The sequence below is a fragment of the Bradyrhizobium sp. AZCC 2289 genome, assembly GCF_036924615.1.
Classification (GTDB): Bacteria; Pseudomonadota; Alphaproteobacteria; order Rhizobiales; family Xanthobacteraceae; genus Bradyrhizobium.
In genome coordinates this window covers 9,447,383-9,470,688 of the sequence record NZ_JAZHRY010000001.1, presented here as the reverse complement: position 1 = coordinate 9,470,688, position 23,306 = coordinate 9,447,383, and the positions used below count along the sequence as shown (strand labels likewise).

22 protein-coding genes and 4 pseudogenes are annotated in these 23,306 nt (G+C 60.4%); 11 read left to right on the top strand and 15 right to left on the bottom strand.

The genetic code is table 11. The features are described from left to right. Positions 1–72: 72 nt before the first annotated feature. Positions 73–477, top strand: a complete 405-nt coding sequence (locus V1289_RS44475) for a hypothetical protein (protein ID WP_334405885.1) — start codon at positions 73–75, stop codon at positions 475–477. A gap of 69 nt (positions 478–546) precedes the next feature. Here V1289_RS44475 and V1289_RS44470 read toward each other — a convergent pair whose 3' ends face one another. Continuing rightward, on the bottom strand, positions 547–1,269 hold the full coding sequence (locus V1289_RS44470) for a retropepsin-like aspartic protease (protein ID WP_334405884.1): 723 nt from the start codon (positions 1,267–1,269) through the stop codon (positions 547–549). Between the two features lie 338 nt (positions 1,270–1,607). Between V1289_RS44470 and V1289_RS44465 the strand changes: the two genes are divergently transcribed. Then, positions 1,608–1,796, top strand: coding sequence for a hypothetical protein (locus V1289_RS44465; protein ID WP_334405883.1), 189 nt, complete (start codon positions 1,608–1,610; stop codon positions 1,794–1,796). 912 nt (positions 1,797–2,708) lie between these two features. Here the strand turns inward: V1289_RS44465 and istB are convergent. The 5 genes and pseudogenes from istB to V1289_RS44440 all read right to left on the bottom strand — a co-directional run. Continuing rightward, a pseudogene (istB, locus tag V1289_RS44460) lies at positions 2,709–3,251 on the bottom strand (IS21-like element helper ATPase IstB); the annotation flags it as partial. Positions 3,252–3,327: 76 nt separating this feature from the next. Next, positions 3,328–5,412 (bottom strand): Vgb family protein, encoded by a 2,085-nt coding sequence (locus tag V1289_RS44455; RefSeq protein ID WP_334405882.1) that lies wholly within the window; start codon positions 5,410–5,412, stop codon positions 3,328–3,330. A gap of 90 nt (positions 5,413–5,502) precedes the next feature. Continuing rightward, a complete protein-coding gene (locus tag V1289_RS44450) occupies positions 5,503–6,885 on the bottom strand; it encodes a hypothetical protein (protein WP_334405881.1) in 1,383 nt (460 codons plus the stop codon). A 44-nt stretch (positions 6,886–6,929) separates the two neighbouring features. Beyond that, positions 6,930–9,059: a xanthine dehydrogenase family protein molybdopterin-binding subunit gene (locus V1289_RS44445; RefSeq protein ID WP_334405880.1), complete on the bottom strand. Its 2,130-nt coding sequence runs from the start codon at positions 9,057–9,059 to the stop codon at positions 6,930–6,932. A 15-nt stretch (positions 9,060–9,074) separates the two neighbouring features. Further along, positions 9,075–9,524, bottom strand: a complete 450-nt coding sequence (locus V1289_RS44440; RefSeq protein WP_334405879.1) for a (2Fe-2S)-binding protein — start codon at positions 9,522–9,524, stop codon at positions 9,075–9,077. 519 nt (positions 9,525–10,043) lie between these two features. Here V1289_RS44440 and V1289_RS44435 point away from each other — a divergent pair. Together V1289_RS44435 and V1289_RS44430 are read left to right on the top strand one after the other, a co-directional pair. Continuing rightward, a complete protein-coding gene (locus V1289_RS44435) occupies positions 10,044–10,751 on the top strand; it encodes a response regulator (RefSeq protein ID WP_334405878.1) in 708 nt (235 codons plus the stop codon). Between the two features lie 543 nt (positions 10,752–11,294). Continuing rightward, a complete protein-coding gene (locus V1289_RS44430) occupies positions 11,295–11,579 on the top strand; it encodes a hypothetical protein (protein ID WP_334405877.1) in 285 nt (94 codons plus the stop codon). On the opposite strand, the gene V1289_RS44425 is transcribed toward V1289_RS44430, so the two are convergent. Beyond that, positions 11,552–12,490 carry an IS630 family transposase gene (locus tag V1289_RS44425; protein ID WP_334397836.1) on the bottom strand — a complete coding sequence of 313 codons (939 nt, stop codon included), beginning with the start codon at positions 12,488–12,490 and terminating at the stop codon, positions 11,552–11,554. The genes V1289_RS44430 and V1289_RS44425 overlap by 28 nt on opposite strands. A 119-nt stretch (positions 12,491–12,609) precedes the next feature. Here V1289_RS44425 and V1289_RS44420 point away from each other — a divergent pair, with 119 nt between their 5' ends. Then, entirely contained in the window at positions 12,610–13,383 is a 774-nt protein-coding gene (locus V1289_RS44420; RefSeq protein ID WP_334405876.1) for a DUF2927 domain-containing protein, read from the top strand. On the opposite strand, the gene V1289_RS44415 is transcribed toward V1289_RS44420, so the two are convergent. From V1289_RS44415 to V1289_RS44395, 5 genes and pseudogenes are all read right to left on the bottom strand, one after another. Next, a complete protein-coding gene (locus V1289_RS44415; RefSeq protein ID WP_334405875.1) occupies positions 13,325–13,561 on the bottom strand; it encodes a hypothetical protein in 237 nt (78 codons plus the stop codon). The genes V1289_RS44420 and V1289_RS44415 overlap by 59 nt on opposite strands. 294 nt (positions 13,562–13,855) lie before the next feature. Beyond that, the gene (locus V1289_RS44410) at positions 13,856–14,617 is read right to left on the bottom strand and encodes an enoyl-CoA hydratase-related protein (protein ID WP_334405874.1); all 762 of its coding nucleotides are present in this window, start codon (positions 14,615–14,617) and stop codon (positions 13,856–13,858) included. 85 nt (positions 14,618–14,702) lie between these two features. Further along, a complete protein-coding gene (locus tag V1289_RS44405) occupies positions 14,703–14,969 on the bottom strand; it encodes a hypothetical protein (protein WP_309184714.1) in 267 nt (88 codons plus the stop codon). A gap of 19 nt (positions 14,970–14,988) precedes the next feature. Then, positions 14,989–16,386: a TolC family outer membrane protein gene (locus tag V1289_RS44400; RefSeq protein WP_334405873.1), complete on the bottom strand. Its 1,398-nt coding sequence runs from the start codon at positions 16,384–16,386 to the stop codon at positions 14,989–14,991. Positions 16,387–16,444: 58 nt separating this feature from the next. Then, positions 16,445–16,753: pseudogene (locus V1289_RS44395) on the bottom strand (efflux RND transporter permease subunit); the annotation flags it as partial. Here V1289_RS44395 and V1289_RS44390 point away from each other — a divergent pair. Next, positions 16,752–17,018: pseudogene (locus V1289_RS44390) on the top strand (efflux RND transporter permease subunit); the annotation flags it as partial. The pseudogenes V1289_RS44395 and V1289_RS44390 overlap by 2 nt on opposite strands. A gap of 1 nt (position 17,019) precedes the next feature. On the opposite strand, the pseudogene V1289_RS44385 reads toward V1289_RS44390, so the two are convergent. Both V1289_RS44385 and V1289_RS44380 read right to left on the bottom strand, forming a co-directional pair. Next, a pseudogene (locus tag V1289_RS44385) lies at positions 17,020–19,071 on the bottom strand (efflux RND transporter permease subunit); the annotation flags it as partial. A gap of 96 nt (positions 19,072–19,167) precedes the next feature. Beyond that, on the bottom strand, positions 19,168–19,440 hold the full coding sequence (locus V1289_RS44380) for a hypothetical protein (RefSeq protein WP_334405872.1): 273 nt from the start codon (positions 19,438–19,440) through the stop codon (positions 19,168–19,170). Between V1289_RS44380 and V1289_RS50085 the strand changes: the two genes are divergently transcribed. The 5 genes from V1289_RS50085 (at position 19,330) to V1289_RS44360 (ending at position 22,028) form a co-directional block, all read left to right on the top strand. Further along, positions 19,330–19,608, top strand: coding sequence for a response regulator (locus V1289_RS50085; RefSeq protein WP_442896233.1), 279 nt, complete (start codon positions 19,330–19,332; stop codon positions 19,606–19,608). The two genes, V1289_RS44380 and V1289_RS50085, sit on opposite strands and share 111 nt — an antisense overlap. Continuing rightward, positions 19,578–19,853, top strand: coding sequence for a winged helix-turn-helix domain-containing protein (locus tag V1289_RS44375; RefSeq protein ID WP_442896145.1), 276 nt, complete (start codon positions 19,578–19,580; stop codon positions 19,851–19,853). Before V1289_RS50085 ends, V1289_RS44375 begins: the two co-directional genes overlap by 31 nt. A gap of 406 nt (positions 19,854–20,259) precedes the next feature. Then, positions 20,260–20,463: a hypothetical protein gene (locus V1289_RS44370; RefSeq protein ID WP_334405870.1), complete on the top strand. Its 204-nt coding sequence runs from the start codon at positions 20,260–20,262 to the stop codon at positions 20,461–20,463. Between the two features lie 127 nt (positions 20,464–20,590). Further along, on the top strand, positions 20,591–20,716 hold the full coding sequence (locus tag V1289_RS44365) for a hypothetical protein (protein WP_334405869.1): 126 nt from the start codon (positions 20,591–20,593) through the stop codon (positions 20,714–20,716). A 586-nt stretch (positions 20,717–21,302) separates the two neighbouring features. Further along, positions 21,303–22,028 (top strand): outer membrane protein, encoded by a 726-nt coding sequence (locus tag V1289_RS44360; protein ID WP_334405868.1) that lies wholly within the window; start codon positions 21,303–21,305, stop codon positions 22,026–22,028. 250 nt (positions 22,029–22,278) lie between these two features. Here V1289_RS44360 and V1289_RS44355 read toward each other — a convergent pair whose 3' ends face one another. After that, positions 22,279–22,548 carry a hypothetical protein gene (locus V1289_RS44355; protein WP_309184703.1) on the bottom strand — a complete coding sequence of 90 codons (270 nt, stop codon included), beginning with the start codon at positions 22,546–22,548 and terminating at the stop codon, positions 22,279–22,281. Positions 22,549–23,306: the final 758 nt, after the last annotated feature.

Here is a 23,306-nt window from a genome sequence, read left to right as displayed (position 1 = left end):
CCCTTCTTAGGGGCGGCTTCCGCCATTACATGATACTTGGACCTTTACCCTTGGCCTGACGGGAGCCGGATCATGACGAAGAAATTCGCTTGCTTGATTGTTGCCGCCATGGGCTTGGCCGCACCGGCCTACGCGCAGTCCGTCAGAGTAATCACCGGCGACATTGAGCACATCTATGGGCCCGGCGGGCAGATTCTCGACGATGATGCGCTCAGAGCGCTGAATGAACGCGCCGAGAGGGCGAAGATCCTGAGGCTACGGGAAAGAGAAGATGCTATGCGCCAGCAGGAGCTAGACGCCGCAGCCGCCGCCACATCTTATGATGAGCCATATGGCGCGCAAGACGGATCATACTACGTTGGAGCGTTTCGCAGCCGGCACAATCGACACGTTAACTTGCGGCGGATGAACACCGTCGGCGCCGTTTCGGGCAACTCGTTGCAATTCAGACATGCGAATGCACGAGTACGCCGCTGATCCAGAAAAACCCGCCGGCGTGAACCGGCGGGCTGTTCGATCGATGCCCCCCACCGGGGCCACCTCAGTTTAGGCGGGTAACTTGGATGAGTCGTTTCGCTTCCCAGCAGTCGTGGATGCAGCAAAGTGACCGCCGCCTATCGAGTTGGAGGAAGTATGAAAAATCAACAACCTCGCTCGCGTGTCGATTGTGAATGGAGCGATGGCATTGACGACGGGGAAGGCTAGTAGCATCTCACCTGTAGATGAAACCCCGGCCCACACGTTGCGGACAGTATGCCGACCAATCTGCACCTCCCTGATGAGAAGGGTTGGCAGGGTGCGGATCGTGCCATCCGCCATCTTGAAGCGAACAGCTTCCTGCCGAACCCCATAACCATCGCGTACTATTCTGGCAGCGATAGCCTCTGATACCAGGCACGTTGTCGCGCCAGTATCCAACAGCATCCTGCGCGGCTGGACGCCCAATACCACATCTATCATTGCCGACGTGCCATTGTTAGTTGGATAGATCGGCACGCTGTCCGCTACCGGAGCCGATTCAGTAGTTGCGGCGATAGTAGGTGCGGCGACAGGGGTTAAGGCAGCCTCGAGCCGCGAATGCCACTGGGCTTTGTCGGCGACGTAAAGCATCGCGCCTAAAACGGCTGCGATCATGGAGAGGCGATAGAAGAAGGCGTCGGTCACAGGCGACCGTTCGCTCCCAGTGCCGAGTCTGAGGACACTGCGCACTAGGAAGAAAAAGACTGCCATCGCCAGGAAGACGATGCTGTAAGGATCGACCTTGACCATTGTCCGCCTAATCTATGCCCTACCCTTAGCGGCCCACCGGGCGGCCCCAGCGGGGCTTGGGGCTAATCTGGGGCCGCCCATTGCAGCCGGCGGCAACGCGGAAACGAGGGGCCAACGGCCAGCCAAACTACCGCAACCCAGTTGATCGCTCCGAACTAGTTTGGAGTACCTCGGTTTCTTGTTGGCCTCGCTTCCCCGACTATCTGGACGCCCTTCCCCTCGTGGTTCTTGAGGCTGTGCTGGATGCCGAGCGCGACGCTTTCCGGCATCGCCGGCCAAGGCAAATTTAAGTTTTCTAATTCCAGGGAGGGGAGTAGCGTCGGGGGGGAGGGACGAAAATGAAGGACATGCGGGCGTATCTGGAGAAGCTCCGCTGCGACGCCGCAGAATGCGCCATTGTCCGTGATCTAGCGACGGATATTCCGAAACGAGAGTTATTCTCTAGATTAGCCGAGCATTTCAGTTTGCTGGCGTCGGTAGTCGAACGCGAGATCGAGTCGCGTGAACCGCCAGTCAGCGGCACGTAACTTAGGTACGGGCCTGTTTCCGACTTCAGTTGCCGCCTGAAGCAAGGGGGAATGCCATGATAGATTACCCGGCCGCAATCCCACTATTCGCAATTCCGCAACTCCGCTGCCCGAAATGCCGAGCGCGCATGAAGCTTGCGCGCACCTCGCCGGGGCCTACAGGATATGAACTTCGCAGGCTCAACTGCTCCGAATGCGATCACGTCGAACAACTCGCCATACCGTTGGATCCGATGAAATCAGATGCAACTTGCTGGTTCACGGGCGAACTACATCCGCCGAAGTAAGGCCGCCTCAGTTGTCCTTTGGTGCACGTGACCCCGCTTTGTTTTGGGTGTCCTAATTCCCCGCCGTGAGGCCCAAAGAGACGACCCCAGCCGGGCCTTGGCTGGGGCCGTATTCCCATCGCGCCCCTTTCCGAGAAAGGACACGACGCCCAGGAATTCACCAATCAATATGGCCGGTCCAATGTCCTAATTCGGAAGAGTGAGTGTCCTAATTAGGACAGCACCGGACGCCGTGCAGCGCGTCGCACTTAGATTAGGGCAAAGAAAACCCACCGGCGTGAACCGGCGGCCTCACCTCTCATCGTCCGGTTGCCGAGCCCTGGTAGTGGGTTCAGTTTGATTATGGCAGGCTTACTCACTGGAAAACGGACAGTCCGGAGCGCATGTTCGCGGGATGGCACAAGGCTTGTCTGCACCACCATTAACCCGCGAAGAATGTCAAATCGCATGGAATTGCGACCCCGCTTTCGCGTCCAATTCCGACCCCCTCTGAACGATTAGACTTATCCACGTAGTGCATAGGAGGGGCCCGCGGCCGACGGCGCGCGGTCCAGTGCGCTGGCGGTGGCGGCCGCGGGAGGTTCCTGTGCACCCACGTGGGTAAGTCGGGTGGGCTCGGGGGAGCTCAGCTGCGGTTTTTGAATCGCCAGCTGGTATTTCCGGTCTCGATGATGTCGCAGTGGTGCGTCAGGCGATCGAGCATGGCGGTTGTCATCTTGGCATCGCCGAATACCTGCGGCCAATCCGCGAAGGCGAGATTGGTTGTGATCAGCAGCGACGTGTTCTCATAGAGCTTGCTGATCAGGTGGAAAAGTAGCTGCCCGCCGGACTGGCTGAACGGCAGGTAGCCGAGCTCGTCGATCACGATCACATCGTAGCGCAACAGCTTCTCGGACAGCCGGCCGCTACGACCGGCAGCCTTTTCCTGTTCCAACTGATTCACAAGATCGACCAAGTTGAAGTATCGCCCCCTGGCACGGGTGCGGATGACGGCCGAGGCCACCGCTATGCACAGATGGGTTTTTCCGGTGCCGGTCCCGCCAATGAAGATCGCGTTGCGTTTGGCGTCGAGGAAGGTGCCGGTGGCGAGTTCGCGAACTTGCCCTTCATCGACCGGCGTGTCGGCGAAGACAAACTTGTCGAGATCCTTGAGGACCGGGAATTTGGCTCCGCCGATACTAGCGGCGCGCGGCCCCTGCACATTGGCGTCGCTGCCTGCCAGCAAATGACGGGTTGCGGTGCCGCTACGGCGCGCGTGGCGGCCCGATGAGTGGCGTCTTCACAGGTTTGGCCATGCCGTAGAAGACCACGACACCCTGACCAGCGCCTCGTGTGCTGAGGGCTTCGGACGCCTGTCCGAACGCAGCAGCGTCGATGTCCCAGTTGTTCGTCACCCAGACATCACCCGCCGGCCCGATGTCGATGTCGACAAGCTGCTGCATCCCGCCGCCGACATAGCCGCCCTGCGGTGAGATCGCGTCGCCGGTTTTCATGCCCGGCGGGCAATTCTCCGCGCGCACACCGCACAGCTGCACGATGCCGGTTGAGTCGGAGTCCAGGTTGGAGACCCAGACGTTGTCATTGCCGTCGACCGCCACGGCCCACGGGCCTGCCAGCCCCTTGCCGGTAACGGGTGAGAACGGTGCCTTGGAGCCGTCCGGACGCAACACCGTAACGCTGCCACCGTCCCAGTAGCCCGGCTTCTGCGCGGACAGCCTGTGGACAAGCACTTCCGTCGCCTCCTTCTCACCCTTCGCAACCATCGCGGCCAACATTTCGGCTTGCTTCAGGCGCCCGCGCTCCGAACTGCCGAAACGGTCGGCGCGCCAGACGTTGCCCTGGCTGTCTATCGCCATCCCGCTGCCGCCGTAGCCGGCTTCGAATTTCTCGACCTTGGTCGGGTCGGAGACGTTGAAGCGGATCACGGCCGAGCCGATGTTGTTGCTGACCCAGATGCGGTCTTGATCGTCGATGGCCAAATGGAAGGGGGAGACCAGTCCGCACGGATTCTTCAAGGGATCGCTTGTGGCGTTCTGGCAATAGATGTGCGCCTGGGCCGGATCGCCCTTGGGCAGGTGGACGATTTGGCCCTTGCCCTCGTCCACCGCCCAGATGTCGCCCGTGCGGGTGACGATGATACCCTGCATCTCGCCCAGTTGGCCGTTGACGGTCCAGCCCTCTGGCGGAGACAGCGGCTTGCCGGCGTTATCGAAGCGGGCGATGTTCTGGCTGGCGTAACCGCCCACCCAGACGTTGTCCTGCGCGTCGATGGCCAGTCCAAAGCCCACGCCCGAGAGGCCGCCGCCGGTAAAGCCGGTGGTCATCGGGGAAAGCGGCTTGCCGTTCGGGGCGAACTTCGAGAGATTACCGTCCCACAGAATAGACTGGTTCTGCGCGCCGACGAGGAAGTTGTTGCCTACCCAAGCATTCCCCTGGCTGTCAATCATGAGCTTGCCACCCCCGCTGTTACCGCCACCGGCGAACTTCAACGGGAACACCCACGCATTGGGCGCAAAGGTGAGATAGGGCATGTATGGCGTCAACCGCATCTTCTTGCCACTCGGCACCGGATAGAAGGCATCCAGCAGGGCGAAAATCTTGTCCGCGTGGTACCACGGGTACCGGGCGATGGCTTCAACGGCCGTCAACGTGTCGGTAGGCACGACCCCGGTCGGCGGCGTCGCGGCGGCGAACAGTTTCGCGCACGCCTCGGCAGTGACCTGCGTGGTGCAGCCGGCGAGAATGGTGCCGAGTGTCGCGAGATTCGCCATGGTCGGCGTCTGCGAGCTGTTCAGCGCATCCTGGATTGTCACGCCATAGCCGCCGGTCTCGAGGTCGACGAAGTTCGGCACGTTGCCTGCGGCGATGCGCAGGGCGAGCGGCGAACCCTTGATCGCCGTGCCGTCGATGAATTGGTTGTGGGTCCACACCGAGGCGATCGTGGTGAATTCGTTAATCGTTACTCGCGCCGGTGGTTTGGCGCCAACGACCGTCATCAGTGCGATGGCGGGATTGTCGCTGTTCGTCTTGTCTGCCGCCGAGCGACCCCCTCTGGCGACGAGATAAAGGCTCGTTTCCTTGTCCGCTGCATCGAGCGCGTTCAGCGTGAAGCTGCCGTTCGTCCCCGTCGTCGTCTGCGCGAGCTGCTTTGGCGCGCCGGCACTCGCTGCCCAAAGCGTAACCGTCGCGTTCGCGACCGGCGCGCCGCCGCCAAGAACCTCGCCATCGAGGGCGGCCGCGAGAGTCGAGCCGGTCGCCAAGACGCCGAGGGCGAGCGCCGCGCCGAGCACAGGCGCGCGAGAGAAACGGAACACTGCAGAACGTTTCATGAGAAAGCCTCCGAACTCACGACAGTCGAGCGGCAATCGCCTACAACTCTCCCCGCTTGCGGGGAACGCTGCTCACGGCGGAACATCTATTCAAAGTGTCTTCAGGTACTCGAGCAGCGCTTTTTGATCTCCTTCGGAGAGTGGCCGCGGCGGATAGTGGTGACCGGCATTGCTGAGGCCGGGGAGGCTCGTATCGTAATAGTTGCGAACTACCCCTGGACCTGTCGAATTCGGTACTTGCGCGAGATTTTGCACCTCAATACCGACCTTTTGCCTATCGTAGCCATCCGGGCTTCGCGCCCAGGCCTTTGGTCGCTGGTCGGGATTGAGCAGGTCCGAGATGGTCGGGACTGACCCATTGTGGAGATATGGTGCGGTAGCCCATACGCCATCAAGAGGAGGCGCGACGTACCCCTTGGGCTCAATGATTGTTTGCAGCTTACCGTATTCGCCAAACCAGCTTTTGCCGAGGTGAGTCCGAAAATCTCGCGAAAACCCCTGGAGCCGCAGAGGGTCGGTTCCAATTTCGGAAAGCTCAACGGTCTTTTCCGGATAGGTGCCGCCGGGTCCGTAGGTGCCGTGGCACTGAGCGCAGTTGTTGATGAAAATTGGAAAGCCGCGCTGGGCAAGTGCGTTGTCGATCGGCCCAGGATATTTGGGCGCGTTCAGCGAGTCGACCCAAGCATAAATATCCACGAAGTCCGGTTCGAAACTCTTGATCTTCTCCGCCGAATTGGTTGGCACGTTGGTAAATTGCATCATGCCTTCGCGGTACGAACGTTCCACAAATCCATCCCAGTAGAAGAATTTCTTTCGCTTCGATGTCCACCACGCTGGAGTCTTGATCGGTATGACCATAGTGGTCAACGTGTACTGCGGGACAGCCTCCAGATTGAGGTCCTTGTCCCGCATTGACATGAGAATCGCAGAGTCCACGAATGCGTTGTTCACCCCGACTGCATTGACGTTTTGCGGGGGCGGGAAGCCGGCCGGCCAATGAAACGCCGGCGGAGCCAGCTTTTCTCGCTTGATCAATTCAACGATGTCGGAGGCGAGTGCATCGCCCGTGAAGTTCGAGTTTCCCAGGCCGTGATAGTATTGCCCGGCAGCTTTCCCTGCGTGGCACATCAGGCAGGTTGGAGCCAAGCCTCTGCGAGGCATCTTGACCAAGCTGACGGGCAGGTCTCGCCCCTTCTCCTCGACCAATCCGTAACGAGTGAAAATCATCAGTCGACGCTCCGCCGGAGATGCTTTCTCGGCCTGCGTGCGCGCCGGTTCCGGCCAAGCCTTCCACACGTCCCAAAACATGGCCTCCGTCATGATCGGGGGGAGAAAGTCTTTTGTCAGCAGGTTCCGGTAACCCTGGTCGGGATCGGCTCCTGTCGCCGCGGTGCTCAGCATCGATGTGTTGAAGGCAAATAGCGCGCACCCGACGAGGCGCCAAGACCAGACCCGCATCCTTTGCTCGTGCATTTGACACTCCTTTGACTTCTCAGGTTTGACTTCTCAGGCGAAACTCAGCCAAACGGGATCGGCAATTTGCGAACAGGGCGACCGCTAGCTGCGAAAACTGCATTGGCCAATGCGGGAGCGATTGGTGGCACGCCCACCTCGCCGACCCCGCCGATTTTCGCGTCACTCTCGATCAAGTGCACCTCGATCTTTGGCATCTCGGCGAGGCCAAGTACCCGATAGGTGTCAAAGTTCTGCTGCTGAACTATCCCGCCCTCGATCCGGACATCCCCGTGCAAGGCTTCAGAGAGGCCGAGCACGATTCCACCTTCCATTTGCGCCGCCACTGTGTCCGGATCGACAACGACGCCACAATCAATGGCGCATGTCACCCGCTCGACCCGCACAGGCTTGCCGTCGGCGGTCGCGATCTCGACCACTTGCGCTGCGACGCTTCCAAAGCACTCATGCAGCGCAAGGCCTCGGTATCGGCCAGCAGCGAGGGGGTCATTCCAACCAGCGGCAGATGCTGCTTTTTCCAACACCGCGAGATGGCGCGGGCGCGAGACGAGCAACTCCTGGCGAAGGCGCAACGGGTCCTTGCCGGTAGCTCGTGCAATCTCGTCGACAAAGCACTCGACGAAATAGGCATTATGGCTATGTCCAACTGATCGCCAATAGCCAATTGGTACTGGCACATTTTTCATGACGTAGTCGATGTGCTGCGCCTTAATCGCATACGGCAAGTCGACGGCCCCTTCGACCGCGATCGGATCGATGCCGTTCCGCACCGCATCCGGCTCAAAGCGCGACGAAACGGAGGGCGCGACGATGCGGTGTTCCCACGAGATCGGCATGCCGTCAGCATCGAGCGCGGCACGAAGCCGAGACACTGCCGCCGGCCGGTAATAGTCGTGGCGGAAGTCTTCCTCTCGCGACCAGATTAATTTGACTGGACGGCCCGCGTCCCTCGCCGCGGCGACTGCCTGCAGCACAAAGTCAGTTTCAAGCCGACGGCCAAACGCTCCCCCTAGAAACGTTGTGTGTACACGGATTTGCTCGGGAGTCAGTCCCAGCATCGACGCGACCTCGCGCTGGACCCTGCCCTGCACCTGAGTGGGAGCCCATATCTCCACGCCATCCGGTCTGATATGCGCAGTGGTGTTCATCGGCTCCATCGGGGCGTGCGCAAGAAACGGCACTTCGTAGATCGCCTCGACGTTCCTGGTCGCGCCGGCAGAGGCCGCTTCAACACTTCCAATTGTCCGTGCAGTTGCGCCTTTATCGCCGAGCCCGTCATGCAGGGTTCGCCTGAGGGCCTCGTTGGTCAAATTCGCGTTAGCGCCGTAACTCCATTCCGGCGACAGGGCTTTCGCGCCCTTCAGCGCGCTCCAATAGCTGTCCGCCAATACGATCATCGCATTGTGGAGACTGACGACAGAATGCACGCCGCTCACGGCAAGCGCCGGCGAATTGTCGACCCGCACAAGCGTGCCGCCAAACACCGGGCACGCGATCACGGTGCCGACCAGCATGTCTTCGAGTTGAACATCGATGCCAAAGACAGCACTCCCTTCGACCTTTGGCAGCGTATCCAGACGAGGCGGCGAGGTGCCAATCAGCCGCCATTCGGACCGTCTCTTCAATTCAATGGAACGTGGTGGCTGTTGCCGCGAGGCGGCGTCGGCCAAATCACCGTAATCTGCCTCTCGTCCCGAATCCTTGTGGACCATCCGCCCTTTGATCGCGTTGCACTCACTCGGCGCGACGTTCCAACGTTCCGCCGCGGCTTTCCGGAGCATCTCGCGCGCGGCGGCGCCGGCATGACGAAGCGGATCGAAAAACGCCGTAACGCTCGTGCTGTTGCCAGTGTACTGAACGCCCGATTCGGGATGGGCGTAGACCGGCGACGCCGGGGCCATTTCGGCGCGTACGTTCTTCCAATCACATTCCAGTTCCTCGGCGACGATCATGGGCAGCGCGGTGTAAACGCCTTGTCCCATCTCCGAGACGGGGACCATGATCGTCACTATTCCGTCGGGAGCGATGTGCAGCCACGCATTGATTGGGGCGGAGCCAGAATTCTCAGCGGTCGCGGAGAAAGCCTTGGGCGGCAGGCAGAAGCCGAGCCTAAGGCCGACGGCGGTTGCCGCCGCAGTGACGAGGAAGTGACGCCGATCCGCAGTGATCGCCATCGTCCGCACCTCTCACTATTTTGCCGCCAGGACTATCGCTTGCCGGATGCGATTGTAGGTTCCGCAACGGCAGATATTTGTTATTGCTGATTCGATGTCGGCTTCGTTAGGCTGTGAAGTTCCGGCAAGAAGTGCCGCCGCCGCCATGATCATTCCGGATTGGCAGTAGCCGCATTGCGGAACTTGCATCTCGACCCACGCCTTTTGGACGGGATGGAGACCATTAGTGCCGAGCCCTTCGATGGTCGTAATCGATGCTCCGCTCGCGGCTGCGACTGGCAGCATGCAGGATCGCAATGCCGCGCCGTTGAAATGAATGGTGCAGGCACCGCAGACACCGATGCCGCAGCCGAACTTGGTCCCGGTCAGGCCGAGCTTTTCACGCAATACCCAGAGCATCGGGGTATCGGGCTCGACATCGACCTGGTGCGGTTTCCCGTTCACATGCAAAACGAATGGGCTCATTCGAAAAGGCCTCTCTGTGGTACAAACGCCTCACAGCAGTTGGGCGACCGTCTAGCCTTCGTTTACTTGGGGGGATACTGGACTTTGATTCAGTGTCCTTCCGCTTGGGGTCAGGGGATGCCCTCGTACATCATCGGTAACTGCGGCTTGATGTAGCCACTTGATACGGACCAATACGGTTTTGCCGACACTGCACGGCTTCGACGACCGAGACTGCTGCCCACCTGCACGGTGGCTTGCACGGCCCGAGCCAACTCGAAATGTGGCGGCGATCTGCGGCAAACCCGCTCCATGCGCCAACGCGTTAAGTGTCCGAATGTAATGCCGCGTCACGTGACTCGCAAGATGGGCGCGCGGTCGGTGGCCGAACTGGCCAAAATGGCGCAGACCCTCGGCATTTCGTCCGAATAGTGTGAAATATACGCATGTATGATTCCGAGGGCGACCCGCCTGCCCAAATAATGGACGGAGAGAACCACGCGCGAGGTGCACGGTGCTGCCCTCATGAGGAGCACGGTTTTGCCGACACCTCACATCTCTGTCATCGATGACGACGATTCCGTCCGGGAGGCGATGAAAAATCTCGTCAACGTCTTGGGCTATTCTGTTGATGCGTTCGCTTCGGCGGAAGCGTTCCTGACGTCAAGCCGGATCAACTCTACCGCCTGCGTGATTGCCGATGTTCAGATGCCGGGCATGAGCGGCGTCGAGCTGCAACGGCGCCTATTGACCGGTGGCCACCCAGTGCCAATCATTTTCGTAACAGGTTACCCCAATGAATCGATCCGAAGAATTCGCCTCGTTGCAGCACTGCGCCAAGGGTCCGATGCACCGCACAATCCCGCCCGAACACAAAGACCGACTGATCCAACTAGGATACATACTGGAATTGCCGGGCGAACTTCGACTAACGAACGCTGGCAGGCAAAGGATTGCGGAAGGCGAATGACAGACAAGCATCCCAAACGCCCCAGGGACCGCATTCTAGCCTTGGTGATTTTGGCGATCGGGACGGTATCAATAGAGCCGGTGGCGGCCCAGACGTATGATCCGGCTTACCCGGTTTGCCTGCGGGTCCACGCCCACTATTACGAATGCAGATACACGTCGCTGCCTCAGTGCAACGCGTCGGCATCGGGCCGCGCCGCCCAGTGCTTCATCAATCCATATTTCGCGGGCGCAGAAGAGCCCGCGGGCTATCGGTGGCATCGCCGCCGCGTTTACTAAGGCGGGTCGCTAGAGACGCCGGCCCGCCGGCGTGAACCGGCGGGCGGGCTGGCTTCGAAGTGGCCTCAATGCCGCGTGGCCATCATGTCCTGAAACGCGTCCCAAGCGGCATCGTGGTTCCTGTGCTTGCCGGGGACGCGTACCCATGCTTCGCGCGCTGTGCGGCTTCCATCGGGCTTGTATTCAAAAACCTCAAACTCAAGGCGAAGGCCTTCAAGGTCGTCGATGGCGGCGGCCTTTACATCTTGGTCTCGCCCACCGGCACCAAGGCGTGGCGCCGTTGCGGTATGCGTGATTTCGTTTGGGTTCGCCGACGGGCTAAGCGAAGCCATCAATTCCAGCCGAACGAGCCGGACAACTCGAAACAGGCTTGCGCCCGCCCTCGTTTCTCGCGATTCCGGCGTGGCCCGTCTTTGGACGGCTATGTTTTTGCTATGAAATGCACTGCGAATCCATATCGATTTCCAATGTCACACTCGGCAAATGATCCACGTCAATCCGTCAGAAGGGTCCGATCCACGGGCCTGGAAACAGGAGCGGAGTTTGTCGCGCGGAAATTTGCTTTGCGGCATCGTTGTCGCGGTCGGACTGCTGCTAACAAGCGGTCCGCTCGCTCTCGCCGAATCCACGGCCCAGCCCGCGCAGGATGGCATGCTCAGGAACGGGCCGCCAATCTGGGACGCCAACCGCGACGGCGTTTACACCTGCGACGAATGGAAGAGTTTTGCGGAGCGGCTTTTTGCATCCGCCGATCGCAACCATGACGGCAAGCTAGAGCGCTTTCCACTTGATATGGGTCACTACGCGTATCCGGCATGTCGAAAGTAGTTCGCGCACTGCTCGGGTGCAAATGTCTTGATGAGCCTGCCGATCAGCTTCATCAGCGTTGTCACGGTGCGAGCGGCCCCCTTGCGCAGCGCTGTCTTTAGCTTCGAGAATGCCATTTCGATCGGATTGAGGTCGGGCGAGTAGGCCGGCAAATAGCGCACCTTGGCGCCGACCGCTTCGACCGCCTGGCGAACGCCGTCGATCTTGTGGGTGCGCAGGTTATCCATGAATACGATATCGCCTTTGCGCAGCGTCGGCGCGAGGATCTGCTCAACATAAGCGAGGAACGATGGCCCATCCATCGCGCCGTCAATGACATAAGGCGCCGTCAGGCCATTGATGCGCAGCGCGGCAACGAGCGTCAGCGTCTTCCAGTGGCCGTGCGGCACGCTCGCAACGAGACGCTCGCCACGCGGTGAGCGGCCGCGATGCCGGACCATCTTGGTCGTAACCGCCGTCTCGTCGATGAAGACGAGGCGCGGCGCATCAAGCTTGGATTGCTCGACCCTCAGCGCGGCACGCGCTGCAGCGACATCAGGACGATCCTGTTCGGCGGCGTGCAGAGTTTTTTTGAACGTGATGTCGTGGCGTTCGTAGAAGCGCCAGACCGAGGTCGTACCGGTTTTCAGCCGCTTCTCGGACTTGAGCCGCGCGCGAATCTCTTCGAGCGTCAAGTCCGGCTCCGCTGCGACCAGATCAAGCAGCCATTGGCGATGCGCCTCGAGCGGCGAGCGGCTGTGGCCCGTGCCGGGCAATGCCGCTACACTGCCCGTTGTCGCCCAGCGCTCGATCCAGCGGATTGCGGTCGAGGCGCCGAGACCGAGCACCCGCGCCGCTTCCCGTCTGCTCTCGCCGTCTTCGACAAGCGCGACCGCCCGCGCCCTGAGGTCTTTCGAGTATCCCTTCGCCATCGCGCGACCTCGCCGTTGCTGTCAAAGCAACTCGAATCTGATTTGCGCGCCTCTGGGAACCCCCTTACTGTTCCGATTCACATCAACCGAAAACCGCTCTAGATCCTTTCAAGATAGCGTTGAACGCCGAATTGCAGTTCGGCGCGCCGGCCGAGCGCGTGCGGAAATTCGACGAACCGGTCCGGATATTCGTGGCGAGCCAGGGCCAGCCTGACCGCGCACCGGAGATTGCCTCGATCGTTGCCGACATTCGCGCGCATGTGAACCACCTCGACGTCGCGATCACGAGCGACAAGAAGGCCGCCAACTTCTTCGTCACGCTGGTCGCCGAACGGGATATCAAGAAGGTCATTCGCACGCGCTATGGCAGCGGCAAGGCGGCGCGGATTCAGCAATCGCTCAATCCGCAATGCCTGTCAGGAATCGGCAAGGACAGCAACTACCGCATACGACGCGCCGAGGTGATTCTGCCCGTCGATGCCGGCGAATTCACCTTCTACGACTGCGCCTATGAAGAACTGCTGCAGGCGCTTGGCGCGATCAACGACGACCGGTCGGTGCCCTGGACCATGTTCAACGATGACGTCCAAATGGGTTTCTTCGACGTCTACGACCAATATCTACTCAACATCCTCTATGACCCGCGCGTTCGCGCCGGCATGACCAAGGCTGAGGTCAATGGCCTGCTGCCCAAGGTGCTCCCGACCGTGCGGGTATGGATCAATAGCGCCAATCCCGCGCGCCACGCGGATGGCCGCGAAGCACCCAACACGCAGGGGGAAAACGGCCCGTTGCCTCGATCAACGGACGCGCAGACGGCTGACCCCGGACCGACTAGCGATAGCCGTGCCCTCGCGGCGGATTCCTCGCAGACGAGGAAGAGTATTCCGTGATCGCGACGTCGGGATTTCGCGCCAGCCGATTGGTGCGCACCAGATGCGTGGTCGCGACCTGGCTGGAGTGACCGTACTTCGAAGGTGCGCTGGCCGACGCGCCGGCCTGGGCGGGTTGCGACGCCAATAGTGCGACGGCCGCAGCGGCGAGCGTGACGGTGGCAAGGCATTTAGACATGACAGCCTCCATTTGGTTCGAGACAACCCAAACCGAACAGGCCTTCAGCGGAATAGGCCTCGGTGTTTTCAGCGTTTCCTGTCGACGACTCTGTTCGGCGTCGTGTTGGTCCCTGTGAATCATGATGATCCCGGGTTTTGCGAAGCGCAAGGATCAGTCCGCGCCTTGCTCGAAAGATCAGCAAGTCGATTGATCGGTGAAAGAATTGGCAGCGGATCGAGTGGGAAGAAATCGCAGCGGCGAAAACTTATCCCGCAGTGCGACAAAAGGCCAAAGGCGGCATCGAGCCAAGCGTCATCGCTTCTTTCGCAGGAAGAAATTCTGAAACGCCGCGATGGCCTCCGGCGAACGCATCCGCTCGCCGAAGAAATGATCTTCCTGACCGATCCGGCGGACCAGATCCTCGGTCGGCAGCTTCAACAGCTTCCGAGCGATTGCGACAGCATCCGCCGGCAGCGCGCAGATCTCGCGCGCCACCTTTCGGGCCTCGACGACGGCATGGCCGGGCGGAACAACCATGTTGACGAAACCGGCCGTGCGGGCGTCTTCGGCGGTCATTGGCCGTCCCATCACCAGCATCGAAAACGCACGCTGATGACCCACCATTTGCGGCACCAACAGGCTGGTCGCGCCATCTGGAACGAGGCCGTACTGGATAAACGGAGAGGAGAACGACGCTGTCGTGCTCGCGACAACGTAATCGCAATGAAACACCATGGTGGTGCCGATACCGATGGCGATGCCGTCGACAGCCGCGATGATCGGTTTCTTGTTGTTCACCAGCGATTGCAGGAAGATCACGGCATTTCTCGGCCGTGCCGCTTCGTGTTTTTCGGTTGCTGCCTGCAGAAAATCCCCTATGTCGTTGCCGGCCGTAAATACCCCCGAACGGCCGGTCAGGATCAGGCAGCGGATCGCAGGATTGGATTGCGCCGAGTCGATCGCATCGCTCATGGTGAGGTACATCTCTTGCGTCAGCGTGTTCTTCTTCTCCGGACGCCGCATCGTGATCGTGCGCGTAGAGTCTTCATCCTCGACAATGATGTGCTCGGTCATGCTATCCCCCGGAAATGTGATGCAGGTGGTCCTCGCAGGCCGCGGCGTGCCAAGGCAACGTCTTCACACCTGACGCGGTTCATCCTCAGTTTGATTTTTTCGTGCCCTTCCCCGGTTCGGGCGGGCGAGCGATGCCCCAAGGATCATATTTCTGGTCGGGGACCGGTATTCGATCGAGCGCGGCCTTGTAGGCTTTTTCGTCCACCGGCGGATGCGTTTCGGCCGGGGGCGGATTTGAAGGGCCGCCGCTCTTTCTGTTTTGGATGCTCTGGGGATACGCCGGGACCACAAGCCATGAAATGACGGCCGCGGCCACCGCGAGGGTCGTCATTGCTCTGGTTCGGCCGGTCATGTGTCTAGCCTCGTGATGATCATTGACCTGCGGGCGTACGGACTCCGTGCCACGCATCCCGGACCTGGTGGTAGTGGACCTCGGGCAGGTAGTCCGGCGTGTTCAGATTGAGGGTATGTACGTCGAGCCGGCCGACCGCGCTCAGCAGCGTGTAGGATGCGATCACCCGGTCGCGCTGAGCCTGGATCAAGCGGGACCGGGCGGTGGTCAGGTCCTGCTGCGCATTGAGGACATCGATAGTTGTGCGCTGGCCGCCCGCCGCCTCGCGCCGGACTCCCTGGAGCGCGGTATCAGCCGCGCGTACTTCGGACTCCGCCGCCGTGAGGGCGACCTTGGTTCCTTCATTGGATACCCAGGCACTGACGACCGCTGTTTTCGCCTGGTTTCTGACCTGCTCCAGCACCATGCGGCTCTGCGACGCCACCTCCTTGGCTTGCCGGGTCTGCGAGGCCGCGGTGCCGCCGTCGTAGATCGGCACGTTGATCTGGCCCAGGATCGAGGCCTGATCGGTGCCGAAGGTGCCGAGCGTCTGGTCCGACTGCTTGGACCGGCTGGCGCTCGCCTGCACCGCGACCGTCGGCAGCAGGCTGCTTTCCGCGACCTTGATCGTAGTTGTGGCAACGTCGACATCGAAGCCGGCGCCGAGAACTGCGGGATGCTCGTGGTTAGCGGTTTCGGTCGCGGCCGCCAGCGCAATCGGCGACAGCCGGTCAACCGGCGCGGCCGCAACCAGCTGCAGCGGCGCCTCACCGATGATCTGGGTATAGGTCGCCTTGCTGACGGCCAATACGACCTCCGCCGCATTGAGATCGGCCAGTCCCCGGCTCAATCGGGCTTCGGCCTGGGCGGTGTCGGTTGGCGTGACGTCACCGGCGTCCAGACGCTTTTTGGTCGTCGCCTGGATCTCGCGCAGGACCGCGACATTGGTGCGCTGCGCCTCGACCAGCGCCTGGTTGGCGAGCACGTTCATATAGGCCGTCACGGCGTCCAGCAGCACGCCCTGGCCGGTGTTGCGCAACGCCTCGCGCCCGGACTGCACCTGAAACTCCGCAACCCGAACGCTGTTGGCGGTCTTGAAGCCGTTGAACAGGACTTGCGAAACCGTGACGCCAATCGTCCACGGACGCAGCGTGTCGCTCTGCACCGTGTTGTCGGGCAACAGGTTGCGAACCGCCTGCAGCCCGGCGCTTAGACTCGCCACGATCTGCGGCCGGTAGCCCGCCAACGCCTGCGGCACATTTTCGTCGGTCCCGCGCTGGCGGGCGCGATCCGCGTTGAGTTGCGGGTTCGACTGGTAAGCCTTCACCAGCACTTCCGGCAAGCTCTCGGCCGCGCAGGAAGCGACATCAGCGAGAGTTACGAACGCAACGAGGCAGAGCAGCGGCGCCGTGAATCGAAGCCCCGTCCTTCGCAACATCGGTGCGCATTCGGACGCGACGCTACTCACCGCTCACCTCGTCCACCCACTTGGCCCATCATTCCGCCGGCGCCAGATTGCCTTCGGGAGCCAGTCCAGGCCGGCTTCGCCGCGAGAACATCGAGATCAGCGCCGGCAATGTGACGAGAATGACGACAGGCGCGAGCATCATGCCGGCGACCACCACGACCGCCAGCGGCTTCTGCACCTGCGATCCAATTCCGGACGATAACGCCGCCGGCAGCAGACCAATGCCCGCAACAACGCACGTCATCAAGACCGGGCGCAACTGCAGCTCTCCGGTGCGCAGGATCGCCCTGCCCCGCTCCATGCCTTCATCGATGAGCTGGTTGTACTGCGAAATGATCAAGACGGCGATCGGCGGCGACAGCGCCGGCGATCTGTACGAGCCGGGCAGCGATCGCCATTTCCCGATCATCGTCCGGCTGGCGCCGCAATATCGGCGGAGCGCGGAGGCCATCCAGAATTTGCGGATCGGCGTGCAGGGTCCGAACGGCATCACGCAGGTTCCGCTCAGCGAGGTGGCGTCGATCAAGCTGGTGTCGGGTGCAGCCTACATCTACCGCGAACAGCAGGAGCGCTACCTCCCGATCAAATTCTCGGTGCGCGAATGGGCTGGCCGAGCGAAGTAAAGACCGCAAGGTCGGTAATACCCTGCACCGTGGCGAGCACGGCCTTGATCTTGTTGGCTGTGTCAGTAAGCGCCTCCAGGTCGTTGCCGTACAGCTTGATGGAGTTCTCTCCCTTCACGCCGGAAACCGCCTCCGAGACGTTGTCCTGAAGATATTGCGAGAAATTGAACTCGACGCCTGGAAACCTGTCCTGCAACTGCGCCAGTAGCTTGGCCGTCAATTGGTCCTTGTCTTCCCCGTCGGGCCACTGCTTTGCGGGCTTGAGCGGCGCGAAAAACTCCGCGTTGAAAAAGCCCGCCGCATCGGTGCCGTCGTCCGGTCGGCCATGCTGCGAAACCACCGCATCGACCTCCGGCAAGTCGGCAATCACCTTGCGCATCTCGTTGACATAGGAATTGCCTTCCTGCAGCGAGATCGTCGGTGGCAACGTCGCCCGGATCCATAGATTGCCTTCCTCGAGCTTCGGCAGGAATTCGAGCCCCAGCAGGCGAACGGCGATCACGGTCATCACGATCAGTGCCGCCCCACCCATCAGCACGACTCGGCGGCTGGCGAGCGAGCGCGCCAGCACCGGCATGTAGATGCGGTGCAGGATCCGCATGATGAAGGTCTCGGTCTCCTCGACATGCGCGGGCAGAATGATGGCGCTCAGCGCCGGCGTGACCGTGAACGTCGCGAGCAGGCCGCCGGCCAGGGCATACGCGTAGGTACGGGCCATTGGGCTGAAAATATTGCCTTCGACGCCGCTCAGTGTGAACAACGGCAGGAACGCCGCGATAATGATGGCGGCGGCAAAGAAGATCGACCGCGACACGTCGACCGCAGCACTCAGGATCGCGTGCTTCTTCATGTCCAGGACGGTGTTGGCCGAGATCGCGGCCTGCTCGCTCGCCGAGAGCTTGTTGGTGTGTGATAGCCGCCGAAATATCGCCTCGACCATGATGACGGTGGCATCGACGATCAATCCGAAATCGATCGCACCGACCGAGAGCAGATTGGCGGACTCGCCGCGCAGCACGAGGATGCTGACGGCGAAAAACAGCGCAAACGGAATGGTCGCCCCGACGATCAACGCGCTGCGCAGATCGCCCAGAAACAGCCACTGCAGGAAAACGATCAGCGCGATCCCGACCACCATGTTCTCCAGCACGGTATGCGTGGTGGTCTCGATCAAATCCTTCCGGTCGTAGATCCGCTCGATCCGGACTCCAGGCGGGAGGATGGTGGAGTTGTTGATGCTTGCAACGAGTTCCTCGACGCGGGCGATGGTTGGCGAACTCTGCTCGCCGCGCCGCATCAACACGATGCCCTGGACGATATCGTCGTCCTGATTCTCACCCGCAATACCAAGTCGCGGCTGCTCGCCCACAGTGACCGTCGCGACATCCCGGACAAGAACCGGGGTGCCATTGCTCGACGCGACCATGGTGTTGCCGAGGCTGTCGATCGACCGGATTAGCCCCACTCCGCGCACGACTGCCGACTGCGGACCGATATTGACGGTGTTGCCGCCAACGTTGATGTTGGCGTTGCTCACGGCCTGTAGCAATTGAGGCAGCGTCAGCCCGTTTGCGACCAGTTTGTTGAAGTCGACCTGAAGCTCATAGGTTTTCGTCTTTCCGCCCCAGCCGGTGACATCGATAACCCCGGGAACGACGCGAAAGCGGCGTTGCAGAATCCAGTCCTGCACGGTTTTGAGATCGAGCACGGAGTAATTTGGCGGCCCGACAAGCCGGTATCGATAGATCTCGCCGATTGGACTTAAAGGGGAAATCTGCGGCTGGGCGTTGTTCAATAGCGGCGACAGTTGCGACAGCCGGTTCAACACCTGCTGCAGCGCCTGGTCGTAGGTGTAATCGAACGAAAACTGGAGTTTGACGTCGGACAAGCCGTACAGCGATATCGTACGGATCACCTTCATGTTCTTGATGCCGGCGACCTGCGTCTCCAGCGGAATTGTGATGTAGCGTTCGATCTCCTCAGCCGACAGCCCCGGGCTCTGGGTCACGATGTCGACCATCGGCGGCGTCGGGGTCGTTTCGAAGCCAACGTCATCAAGCGACCATTCCAGGTTCCGGCCTCGGCTTCTGGATCGCGGCCACCTTCGTCCGGGCAAATGGCGGAACGATCAGCATATCAAGCCGAGGCCAGGGACAGGGAACCACGGCTTCCATTGTCCTGCCCGCCCCAGACCAAGCGACGGTTTTGGCCGATGAATAAACCATCCAATGTCGTTCTCCTGATCGAGGACGAACCCAAGATAAGACGGTTCCTTCGCGCGGGTTTTGAGATTCACGGCTTTTCCGTCCTGGAAGCCGAGAACGCCGCTGACGGACTGAAAGCGGCAACGTTCAACGCCCCTGATCTCATTATCCTCGATCTGGCGCTGCCGGACGTTCATGGAAAGGACGTTCTCGAACGGATCCGGTCATGGTCGAACGTGCCCGTCATTATGCGTTGCGGCGATACTTCAAGAGCGCGACCGAAAATCCGGTCGTCGCAGCCGGCCCTCTATCGATTGACCTCGTCGCTCGAACAGTGGCGCTCAACACGAACCCGATCCGATTGACCCGAAAGGAGTACCGCCTGCTGCATATCCTGGCGACGCATGTCGGCCTCGTGGTGACGCACGACCAGTTGCTCAAGGACATATGGAGCGGCAACCAGCGGGACAATATTCAGTACCTGAGAATCCTCGTTCGCAAGCTCCGGCAGAAAATCGAAACTGACCCCAATAACCCTCGCCTTCTGGTGACCGAATCGGGTGTCGGCTATCGCCTTCAAGCCCGTCTCGAAACCAGTTCGGTGGAGTGAAACTCAAACCGCGCCCGGCGATCGCAGCGATGGACTCCTTGCCCAAATCCGTCTCCGGAATGGCTCGGCCGGATGTTTCGCGAATCGAGACCGACGATCGACCGGGTTTGGCTTGATCATGCTCCGTCCTTCACCACGCCGATCGTTCTACGTGATCGTTTTCCGGACGGAGAACGATCCGGGCTGGTGCTGGGAAATACACCGCAAAAGAAGGCCTATGGGCGTCAGGCTGCGTGAATGCGGCTTTCCGTCGCAACGCAGTGCGCAACTGGCGGGAAAGCTTGCGTTGGAGGATTTCCTGAACGGATTGTCGCTGGACCCCGGATTGCGATCCGGCGCTGAGGCCGGCGCTGGAACGGAAATTGCTAGATCGCGGCATCGGGCATTGCGCAAATGAGGTGTTGCCGTGACCTTCATAGTGCAGGCGTCACGCGGCGAAGACGTCACGACGACGATCCGCTTGAGTGTTGTGGTGGCGATTGCCAAGGCGCTGGCTCTTGCCGAGGACGGGTGGCAGGTTTTCATCATCGGGCCCGACGGCGTCCGTCACTATCCGTCCGAATTCGAGAAGCTGCTGTCGTTTAGTCCCGCACTTCAGTCCCGCGAGTGATTTAAAGCAGCCTTGATAGCGTGGGTCGGCCTGGTCTTTCCGGACCGCGCCGCTCGATCCGCTCAATATAAGAATAATATATTTCTTCGGCCAAAGCCCCTATCTTGCACAAAAATCGGGGGCCGAGGTGGCTAAGTTTCTGGTTGAGCCTTTCACCGTTCTGGGTTTCGAAGGCCAGAATTGGATGCTCATCGTGGTCGGGGTGATCGTCGCCTATGTTTCGTTCGTCTGGCTCACTCGTGATCGGCGCTGACGCAACATTTTCGAAATCTAATTTGTAGTGCGCCGCCAAAATCGGGTGTTAGCATTTAACTGCGGTGCCCTTGAACAAGGCTTCGTGTTTTACTCCCAAGTGAGCCCGCCCGAATTCCAGCTTCGGGCGGGCTTTTCATTTGCCGGCAACGTCAGATGATGGACGCCTGACGACGCGCGCGCGGCTCCCAACCTCTTCTACAATTTCGGTATTGCGTTTGACGCCGTGAACGCGATGCCGTCGTTCCGATCGGCCGCCGCCCACACCGGGAAACGATCATCGTTTCGTTGTTTTGAGACGAGCGGGCGTTGCCGAGAGAATGAAAATTGCCGATATCGGCACGCGATCTCACGCGCAGCTCTGAAGTTTATTATTTCTATATTTTTTTGAATGAATTTTGATGTCACGAGTGCGCAACGCGCGCCCGAAAAGTGCACTGCAATGGCCGGTACAGCGCAGTTCGCAGTCGCACACATCGCATATTCGATCTAACTATATTTCAGGATCGTGAATCGTTGATGGCCGCGGCCACACGGGGGATTACATGCGTCGACATATGAAATTGGCTTTCGCTGCAGGTGTTTTGTTGGCTCTCGGTGCAACCGGTACTGCTTCTGCCGCAGACCTCGCCGTCAAGGCCCGGCCGGTTGTCGCACCGATCATGGCGACGCCCTGGACCGGATGTTACATCGGCGGCAATGTCGGCGGCGGCTGGAGCCGAATCGACACCACGCGGGTACAGACCGACCTGGTTACACCGGACTTTGCGAACTACGGCCGTGAAAACGACAGCGGCTTTGTCGGCGGTGGCCAGATCGGCTGCGACTTCCAGACCGGCAATCTGGTGCTTGGCGTCCAGGGTATGTTCGACTACGCCAACATCAACGGCCGGCACGCATTGACGGACTTCCCGGCTTTCTCGGAGACGAACAATCTTCGCTCCATCATTACCGGGACCGGCAGGTTCGGCTGGCTGTTCACGCCGACAGTTCTCACCTACGGCAAGGTCGGTGCTGCATGGTTGAACAACCGCAATCAGGTATTCACGCCGGGCGGCGCGCTGATTGAATCCTCCAGCTTCACGGTGCCTGGAATGACCGTCGGCGCCGGCATCGAATGGATGTTTGCGCCGAACTGGTCGGTATTCGCCGAATACAATTATATGTGGTTCCTGGACGACACCGCGACCCACATGAACCCAAATCCCGGCTTTGTGGGCGAGGTGCTCAACGTCAGCCAGCGGGCGCAAACCGCGTTGGTCGGCGTCAATTACAAATTCCACTGGGAAGGGCCGGTCGTCGCAAAATACTGATCTTTCCTTCTCCTATCTCCAGGAAGTCTCAGAGCCCCGGCATCGCCCGGGGCTTTCTTTGTGCAAAGGTGATTTCTCGCCCCGCGGGGCGCCGACCCCGCGCCCTTATGCGGCGGCTATGAGATCGCGATCTTGTCGCCATCGAATTCATATCCAGCCGGGAAGATATTGGGACCATGAGTCAAGCGGTCTCCCGATCGACGAAAACCAATCTGACATTCACAGACGGTAGAAAATAGGTAGCGCGATGTCAGTACCGGTACGTTGTCCTGGCGGACCGCGGCCGCTTCGGCGCGACGCCGACGGTCTCACCGCTCGGCCACGGGCCTGAGCTCTGGCCCCCGTTGCGCCGGTAATTAGGATCGGTATAGGGGTTGCCCGGACCCTTGTTCTGGCAATTGGCATTTGGATAAAAGAACGCGCAATAAGCGGGCTCTGACATCACCTGTTGTGCCGGAGCCGGCGTGAAGCTCATCGCGGTCAGCACTGCTGCCGCGCCGAGTTGCTTGAGGATGAACATTGTGCTTCCTCCCATCGCGCGAAAAACGCGCACCAGATGCTCGGAGAATACACCCAAGAGAAGGGCGCCATCCGCTCGGCGCGATCACTCCGCTGTGAGCGTTGGGCGGTCAGGCCAATCGAAAAAAAGCTGTGGGCGTGACCGTGCACAGGCGCGGCATTACGAAAACAAAAAGGTCCCAATCAGCAGACCCGCCGCAAAGGCCCACAGCCCCAACGTACAGGCTGAAACGAGGCGGGCGAGGTTGCGGAGGTCCGCATCCTGCGGGATTTCACGTGATTGATCCGTCATTTGCAGCCCCCCTGCAGTGGCCGCCAGCCTATGGGGAAATTGGCATCCTTCCTGAGACCATTCCAAAACCGTCCCCCTCATAGGTGCCCAAAAGAAGGCAAGGACGGTCACGGGGTATCACGATTTTGGCAAGCCCGGCCCAATTCGCAAGTTAGACGCCGTCCCGGTTTCCCCACCTGGGACATGCCTGAATGTCCCAAATCGTCCCGCAGTACTGACGCCATAGAGTTGCGACACGCTGTTGTGCCGATAAATGGCTGCTTTCTTGGATTTGCGACACGGGAAACCCGCATAAAATCAGCACTTTTGCGTGTCGTGGCTTCTGGCACTAATCGCCAACCAATCAAACAGAAATGCCAAATATATAAGGGTTTCTTAGACATCGGGGACTTCGTCCAGGCGCTCGTTTTTCGTGACTTCGTCCCTGGATTGAGGTAGCTTTTTTCTTTCCCTCGCGGCTCCCGAAG